General features: G+C 34.8%; 9 protein-coding genes. 8 read left to right on the top strand and 1 reads right to left on the bottom strand.

The window, feature by feature from the left end; all coding sequences use genetic code 11:
• The 7 genes from AC1DTM_RS14790 to AC1DTM_RS14760 all read left to right on the top strand — a co-directional run.
• Window positions 1-741 (top strand): amino acid ABC transporter ATP-binding protein (locus AC1DTM_RS14790; RefSeq protein WP_477000401.1); only part of this gene is annotated, 741 nt, incomplete at its 5' end.
• A gap of 12 nt (window positions 742-753) precedes the next feature.
• On the top strand, window positions 754-1,584 hold the full coding sequence (gene glnH, locus AC1DTM_RS14785) for a glutamine ABC transporter substrate-binding protein GlnH (protein WP_002159304.1): 831 nt from the start codon (window positions 754-756) through the stop codon (window positions 1,582-1,584).
• A 133-nt stretch (window positions 1,585-1,717) separates the two neighbouring features.
• Window positions 1,718-2,374 carry an amino acid ABC transporter permease gene (locus AC1DTM_RS14780; protein ID WP_016103529.1) on the top strand — a complete coding sequence of 219 codons (657 nt, stop codon included), beginning with the start codon at window positions 1,718-1,720 and terminating at the stop codon, window positions 2,372-2,374.
• Window positions 2,375-3,019, top strand: coding sequence for an amino acid ABC transporter permease (locus AC1DTM_RS14775; RefSeq protein ID WP_016103530.1), 645 nt, complete (start codon window positions 2,375-2,377; stop codon window positions 3,017-3,019). It abuts the gene before it with no gap.
• 203 nt (window positions 3,020-3,222) lie between these two features.
• Window positions 3,223-4,641, top strand: coding sequence for an amino acid permease (locus AC1DTM_RS14770; protein WP_002029755.1), 1,419 nt, complete (start codon window positions 3,223-3,225; stop codon window positions 4,639-4,641).
• Window positions 4,625-5,002, top strand: a complete 378-nt coding sequence (locus tag AC1DTM_RS14765; protein WP_002159300.1) for an OsmC family protein — start codon at window positions 4,625-4,627, stop codon at window positions 5,000-5,002. The genes AC1DTM_RS14770 and AC1DTM_RS14765 overlap by 17 nt, the downstream gene beginning before the upstream one ends.
• Window positions 4,999-5,499 carry an HIT family protein gene (locus AC1DTM_RS14760; RefSeq protein WP_229183338.1) on the top strand — a complete coding sequence of 167 codons (501 nt, stop codon included), beginning with the start codon at window positions 4,999-5,001 and terminating at the stop codon, window positions 5,497-5,499. The genes AC1DTM_RS14765 and AC1DTM_RS14760 overlap by 4 nt, the downstream gene beginning before the upstream one ends.
• A 20-nt stretch (window positions 5,500-5,519) precedes the next feature.
• Here the strand turns inward: AC1DTM_RS14760 and AC1DTM_RS14755 are convergent, their stop codons facing one another.
• On the bottom strand, window positions 5,520-6,488 hold the full coding sequence (locus AC1DTM_RS14755) for a helix-turn-helix transcriptional regulator (RefSeq protein ID WP_033714571.1): 969 nt from the start codon (window positions 6,486-6,488) through the stop codon (window positions 5,520-5,522).
• A gap of 80 nt (window positions 6,489-6,568) precedes the next feature.
• Between AC1DTM_RS14755 and AC1DTM_RS14750 the strand changes: the two genes are divergently transcribed.
• Window positions 6,569-7,093, top strand: a complete 525-nt coding sequence (locus AC1DTM_RS14750) for a dihydrofolate reductase family protein (RefSeq protein ID WP_016103533.1) — start codon at window positions 6,569-6,571, stop codon at window positions 7,091-7,093.
• Window positions 7,094-7,423 lie beyond the last annotated feature (330 nt).

Here is a 7,423-nt window from a genome sequence, read left to right as displayed (position 1 = left end):
GGGGGGAGTATGTTGATTGAGTTTCGTAAAGTTAATAAATATTACGGTAACTTTCAAGTTTTGAAAAATATTAATGTACAAGTGAAAAAAGGTGAAGTGGTAGTAGTTGTTGGCCCTTCGGGATCAGGAAAAAGCACGTTGCTGCGGTGTATAAATCAATTGGAGGCAATTACCGATGGAGAATTAATTGTACAAAATACGGAAGTACACAATGCGAAAACAAATATGAATGAATTGCGCCGAAATATTGGGATGGTCTTTCAACACTTTTATTTATACCCACATAAAACAGTTCTTCAAAATATTACACTAGCACCAATTAAAGTAAATAAAGTTTCCAAAGAAAAGGCGGAGCAAACAGCGATGTTTTATTTAGAGAAAGTGGGAATCCCGGAGAAAGCAGGTGTATATCCACATCAATTATCTGGTGGACAACAGCAAAGGGTGGCGATTGCTAGGGGGCTCGCGATGCAACCGGAAATTATGCTGTTTGATGAGCCTACGTCTGCTCTTGATCCAGAGATGATTGGGGAAGTGCTTGATGCTATGAAAGCGCTGGCTAAAGAAGGAATGACGATGGTTGTCGTCACACACGAGATGGGATTTGCACGTGAGGTAGCAGATAGGATTTTATTTATGGATGACGGTCAAATTATCGAAGATACAACACCAGCACAATTTTTTGCAAATCCTGAAAAAGAAAGAGCTCGTCTATTTTTAAGCCGAGTGTTAAATCATTAAAGGAGGAATTTCATGCTTAAAATGAAAAAGTTGTTTACTCTAATCGTATTCTCATGTTTATTCGTGCTTATTGTTGCTGGATGCGGGGGTAAAAAAGACGAGGCGAAAGAAACAAATACGAAACAAGGCGGAGTTGTTGAACAAATTAAGAAGCGCGGGAAATTAGTAGTCGGAGTGAAAAATGATACGAATTTATTTGGATTGAAAAACCCTTCAACAGGGCAGGTAGAAGGATTCGATATTGATATCGCGAAGGCGCTTGCGAAAAAAATTCTTGGTGATGAAAAGAAACTAGAGCTGAAAGAAGTAACGTCTAAAACACGTATTCCAATGCTGAAAAATGGTGATATTGATGCCATTATTGCGACAATGACAATTACGGAAGAGCGTAAAAAAGAAGTAGATTTTTCAGATGTATATTTTAAAGCGGGACAATCGTTACTTGTGAAAAAAGGAAGCAATATTAAAAGTATTGATGATGTGAAACAAGGCGTTAAAGTATTGGCTGTAAAAGGCTCAACGTCAACAAATAACATCCGTCAAAAATCACCAGAAGCAACAGTATTAGAGTTTGAGAATTATAGTGAGGCATTTACAGCGTTAAAAGCGGGTAAAGGCGATGTTTTAACGACAGATAATGCGATTCTTTATGGAATGGCAAAACAAGATTCTAATTATGAAGTTGTAGGGAAAATTTTCACGGATGAACCGTATGGAATTGCAGTGCGAAAAGGTGCAAACGATTTAACGAAAGAGATTAATAGTTTATTAAAAGATATGAAAGCGAATGGGGAATACGATAAATTGTATGGAAAATGGATCGGTCAAAAGCAAGAAAAATAGAATGAAACTTTAATAAGTGGGGAAGGGTTATCTCCTACTGATGATTAGCAGCCTATACCAATTGGGACAAATAGTAAGAGTGAGAGGATGAGGGATGCTCATCCTCTTCTTATAAAGAAAGAGGGGAGAATATGTGCCTGACTTTTCTATTTTGACGAATAATATTGATATGTATTTAGAAGGATTTAAATATACGGTAATGTCTAGTGTAGTTGCGCTAATAGGAAGTTTTGTTTTAGGAATTATTATGGCAGTGATGCGAATTTCACCTATTCGTATTTTGAATTGGATTGGCTCTGCCTATGTTGAGTTTGTTAGAAATATTCCACTCGTATTAATTGCATTCATTTTTTATTTTGCTTTGCCTGTAATAGGAATTACTTTCAACGGTGTTGTAGCAGGGACAGTTGCACTTACAGTTTATACAGCGGCTTTTATTGCGGAAGTAATTCGTGCTGGTATTTTATCAGTCGCGAAAGGTCAAATGGAAGCAGCGCGTTCTTCAGGATTAACTTATACGCAAGCGATGTATCATGTCGTCTTACCTCAAGCGATGAAAATCGTCATTCCTCCTCTAGGAAATCAATTTCTCAATTTAGTAAAAAACTCTTCAATACTCGGAATTATTGCTGGAACGGATTTAATGTATCAAGGAGACTTAATTTCGACGAAGACATTAGTTACGTTTGATGTATATATATTTGTCGGGATGTTTTATTTAGTATTAACAATTCCGCTAAGTATGCTAGTGCGTTATTTGGAAAGACGCTTGGCAAAGGAGGGGGTGTAAATGGATTTTCAAGGTGCTATTACAGGAGATCATATACTCTTTTTATTAAAAGGATTGCTTATCACGCTAGAAGTCGCTCTTGTAGCGATTGTCCTTAGTTTTATTATCGGTAGTGTAATAGGAACTTTGCGCTATACAAAAATACCCGTCATCTCACCAATACTAGGCTTTATCGTTGAAGTTATTCGAAATTTACCACTTCTTTTAATTATATTTTTTACGTATTTTGCACTTCCAGAGGCAGGTTTGAAGTTAGAAATTATAACAGCCGCAATTGTTGCTTTAACGATATTTGAAGCAGCAATGATATCTGAAATTGTTAGAAGTGGCTTATTATCTATCGACAAAGGACAAATTGAAGCGGCGCGCTCTTCAGGATTAACATATGTCCAAACGCTTTGGCACATTATTTTACCGCAAGCACTTAGAAGAATGGTTCCGCCGCTTGTTAGTCAATTTATTTCATTGTTAAAGGATACGTCATTAGCGGTTGTTATATCATTGCCAGAGCTTATGCATAATGCTCAAATTATTAGCGGGCAGAATGTAAATTATATGATTCCGACATTTATACTAGCAGCCTGTATGTATTTTGTTGTAAACTACGGTTTATCAATTTTATCTAGAAGATTAGAAATACGTTAACTCTTACAAAAAATGTAAGAGTTTTTTCCTTATAAATCCTTTTTTACCTCAAATTAGTATTGTAAGCTCTTAATAGTTGAATTTTTATATTGTTTTATCAGAAAAGTTTTAATTTTATATAGAAATTGTAACCGCTTTCGTGTATATTTTTATTATCAGAAAATTTTAACAAGATATAGGGGTACTTGTAGGGGAGGATTAAGATGCAGCAAACAACGAATGAGCAATTACATCGTACGATGAAGAGTAGACATTTATTTATGATCGCACTAGGTGGTGTAATCGGAACTGGTTTTTTTCTAGGTTCAGGTTATACCATTAATCAGGCTGGACCAGGGGGAGCCATCCTTTCATATTTAGTGGGCGGATTTATTATGTATTTAACAATGCTTTGTCTTGGAGAGCTAACGGTAGCAATGCCAGTTTCAGGATCTTTCCAAAAGTATGCGACGAAGTTTATTGGACCAGGAACTGGATTTATGATCGGCTGGCTATACTGGATTGGATGGGCAGTAACAGTAGGATTAGAATTAACATCGATCGGTTTAATGATGAAAAGATGGTTTCCGAATGTTGATGTTTGGGTGTGGTGTCTCGTATTCGGAGTTATTTTATATGCTTCAAATGCAATATCAGCGAAGAGTTATGCTGAATTAGAGTTTTGGTTCTCTAGTATTAAAGTAGTTACAATTATTGCATTCATTCTACTTGGTGGTAGCGCATTACTAGGATTTTTACCATACGACGGAAAAGAAGCAGCGCCTCTTTTCTCTAACTTTGTAAGTGATGGTGGGCTATTCCCAAATGGACTAGCTGCAGTGCTTCTTACGATGATTACAGTTAACTTTTCCTTCCAAGGAACAGAGTTAATCGGGATTGCAGCAGGAGAGAGTCAGAATCCTGAAAAAACAATTCCACGTGCAATTCGTAATACAGTATGGCGCATTATGTTATTCTTCATTTTAACAATGACAATTTTAGTAGGGTTAATTTCTTGGAAAGAAGCAGGGATAATTGAAAGTCCATTCGTAGTTGTATTTGATAAAATCGGTATCCCATATGCAGCTGATATTATGAACTTCGTTATTATTACAGCTCTTCTATCTGTAGCGAACTCAGGGTTATATGCAGCAACGCGTATACTATGGTCACTTGCAAATGAAGGAATGGCACCAACTTCTTTCAAGAAAGTAAATAAACGTGGTATTCCGATTACAGCGTTAGTCGTAACAATTGCTGTTGCGGCGTTATCTTTATTAACAAGTTTCCTTGCAGAAGATACAGTATATATGTACTTATTATCTATAGCTGGTTTATCTGCTGTTTCAAGTTGGATCATTATTGCTTTATCACAACTTCGCTTTAGAAGTCAGTATTTAAAAGGTGGAGGAAAATTAGAGGACTTAAAGTATAGAACACCACTATACCCGCTTGTTCCAATTTTAGCTTTAATTACAAATAGTATCGTTGTTATTAGTTTAGCGTTTATTCCAGAGCAACGAATGGCGTTATATTGTGGTATTCCATTTATCATTTTCTGCTACATATATTATTATATGAGTAAGAAGCGGAAGAAACCGATGAAAGTGGAGATGGAAGCAAAGTATGAAAATAAAAATTAAGCATGATGATATAGAGGCAGATTTATCGTATGGTTCATTGGCGATAGGGAAAGAAAACGGGTATTCACCGTTACAATTACTCGTTTCTTCTATTGCAGGGTGTAGTGCAATTGTTTTTCGAACGATTTTAGAAAAGAAACGCATTACATACGATACGTTTACAATTGAAACTGAAATTGGTAGAAGTGAAGCTCTATCAAAACCAGTTGAAAGTGTTCATTTGCACTATAAAATTAAAGCGCAAAACATTACAGAAGAGCAATTAGACAAGGCACTGCAACTTGCAGTAAAGAATTGTACGATTGTTCAATCTGTAAAAGATAGTATAAAAGTTACGGAAACAATTGAATTAATAAAGTGAAACATAAAAACGTGAGAATAGGGCGCTCACGTTTTTATGTTTTTAGCAGAGGGGGAAGCATGATGGAATGTTTAGGTTGTAAATTAGCAAATGAAGAAGAAATTATATATAAAGTGTATGAAGATGATTATGTAACTTGTTTTTTAGATCATGTACCTTTCTATGCGGGACATACTTTAATTGTTCCAAAGCAGCATGTTTTAGAAGTAGACGAATTAGATGATTGTGTAGCAAAAGCGATTATGGATGCTTCTAAGCTTATTTCAAAGGCTATTAAATTACTGTATAAACCAGACGGAGTTACAATTTGTCAAAATGGTGGAATTTTTAACGAATTAACTCATTATCACATGCATGTTGTACCGAGATATAAAGAGCGTTCGTTTGCTGAGTTTTATACGGTACAATCGGGAGAAAAGAAGAATTATAATTTTGAAGAGACACAGAATTGGTTAAAAGAAGCGATAGAGCAAATACTGCTTACTAAAAAGGCGTAAGAGGGATGTTCTTACGCTTTTTAGTCTTCATACATATTTAAAATCTCTTTCGCACGTATACGTAAACCATCTATTAATTCTTTCGGTTCTAAAACTTGTGCATCTTTTCCAAGCCGATAAAATAGAGGCGTAATAAAATTAATTTCACCTTTATCAATTGTTGAATTTATATATCCTGTCCCATCTTCGTTTACTACCACGAATTCTTCAAGGTAAGGAACGCTTTTACATTGGCGCACGCCTTCTGTCGTTAATAAAACATGTAATTGGATAGGAGTGTGTACTACGTTAGAGTTAGATTCGAACCATTCTTCTAAATTCATGAACGTATCTTTATTTTCTTCTGTTGATAATATAGAAAGAATACGATCAACGCGATACAGTAATATTTTTTTGCTGCTGAAGTCATAGGATGGTAAGTACCATAGCCCATCATGAGTATATACACCGATAGGATGAACATATTTTATTTTTATCCCTGATTTAGATTCGTATTGAAAGTGTAAATTTTTATTTTCAATAGCCGCGGTTAATACTTCGTTTAAAAGAGGTGTATCAATTGTTCTCTTCGGATTCCAAAAAGAGATATAAGATCGTATTTTATCAACTTTCGCTTTCGCATCATGTTGTAGGGAGCTATACAGTTTATGCGTAACGGAATTGATTTCTGTGTTAAAAGGCAAGTCTCTGTAGTAGCTTAAAGACTGAAAAGCAAAAAAGATGGATACTGCTTCTTCTTCGGTAAATAAAATAGGGGGAATGACTTTATTCGTTAATACTTTATATCCTCCGTTACGACCTTGTTCTGCATAAATAGGTAATCCCATATCACTTAAATCTAAAATGTATCTATGGACAGTACGAACGGAAATATTAAATTCATCAGCTATTTCCTGAGCTGTAAATGTTTTTTTCGCAGAAGCGAATATAAGAATATCTAATAAGCGTTTAGCTTTTGACAAATGTATCACCTTTTTCTTTTTAAACATGACATAAATTGTCGTGTTTTACTGTTAGTATATTGTTTATATCATAATGTTATCAAGATGAGGTGTAAGGAGGAAAAGAGATGTCACGTGAAGTTGTTTTATTTATAGCCGCTAGTTTGGATGGATATATTGCGAAAGAAAATGATGATTTAGAGTGGTTAATGGAAACCGAAGGAGAGGGAGATAACGGTTATACAGAAATGTATGAAACGATTGATACAATAATTATGGGGAAAAGAACGTACGATTATGTAGTAGAGCATACGGAAACATTCCCGTACTTGGATAAAGCGTGTTATGTTTTTTCTGGTTCAGAAAAAGGTTCAAACGGAAACGTGGAGTTTGTAAATGAAGATGTAGTGGAGTTTACAAAAAGGTTAAAAGCACAGGAAGGATCTAAAATATGGATGGTCGGTGGAGGGAGTTTACTGAAAGAGTTCTTTAAGAATAATCTAATTGATGAATATATCGTTACGATTACACCGCATATATTAGGTTCTGGAGTTCCTTTATTTCAAGACAAGAATCCAGAAATTAATTTAACTTTAACGGATACGAAACGTTTTGGGCAATTTGTAAATTTATATTATAAGGAAAAGAAATAGCATACTAATGAACGGACCAAATTACATCTGATTTGGTCTGTTCTTATTCTTAGTTATATTAAGGTTTATCTGTCCTTAACATATCAATTAGTATAAGGAACATATTGATTTGGATAATTCAAAAGGAAAATTGTAATTTTATGTTGAAATGAACATGGAAAGTATAAAGAGATGTACTTAGATTACTAAGGTGGTTGTCTTGAACAAAGGGAGTGAAGAATTGGATGAAAAGAAACTATTAAAATTAATTTTAGAAATTCAAGAGCTACAAGATTTTGGGGAAGATTTTGAACATAAACTCATTTTATTTGAAAATAGTGTTCCTTATCC

It is taken from the genome of Bacillus sp. P4_D3 (genome assembly GCF_056401855.1).
Note: the sequence above shows the minus strand (reverse complement) of the source record. Positions and strands in the feature narration are given on the sequence as shown.

What these genes read in the sequence shown, in the direction of transcription:
- AC1DTM_RS14775 (WP_016103530.1), top strand. Translation starts at nt 2,375, where the DNA reads ATGGATTTTCAAGGTGCTATTACAGGAGATCATATACTCTTTTTATTA.
- AC1DTM_RS14770 (WP_002029755.1), top strand. Translation starts at nt 3,223, where the DNA reads ATGCAGCAAACAACGAATGAGCAATTACATCGTACGATGAAGAGTAGA.
- AC1DTM_RS14765 (WP_002159300.1), top strand. Translation starts at nt 4,625, where the DNA reads ATGAAAATAAAAATTAAGCATGATGATATAGAGGCAGATTTATCGTAT.
- glnH (WP_002159304.1), top strand. Translation starts at nt 754, where the DNA reads ATGCTTAAAATGAAAAAGTTGTTTACTCTAATCGTATTCTCATGTTTA.
- AC1DTM_RS14750 (WP_016103533.1), top strand. Translation starts at nt 6,569, where the DNA reads ATGTCACGTGAAGTTGTTTTATTTATAGCCGCTAGTTTGGATGGATAT.
- AC1DTM_RS14755 (WP_033714571.1), bottom strand. Translation starts at nt 6,488, where the DNA reads ATGTTTAAAAAGAAAAAGGTGATACATTTGTCAAAAGCTAAACGCTTA.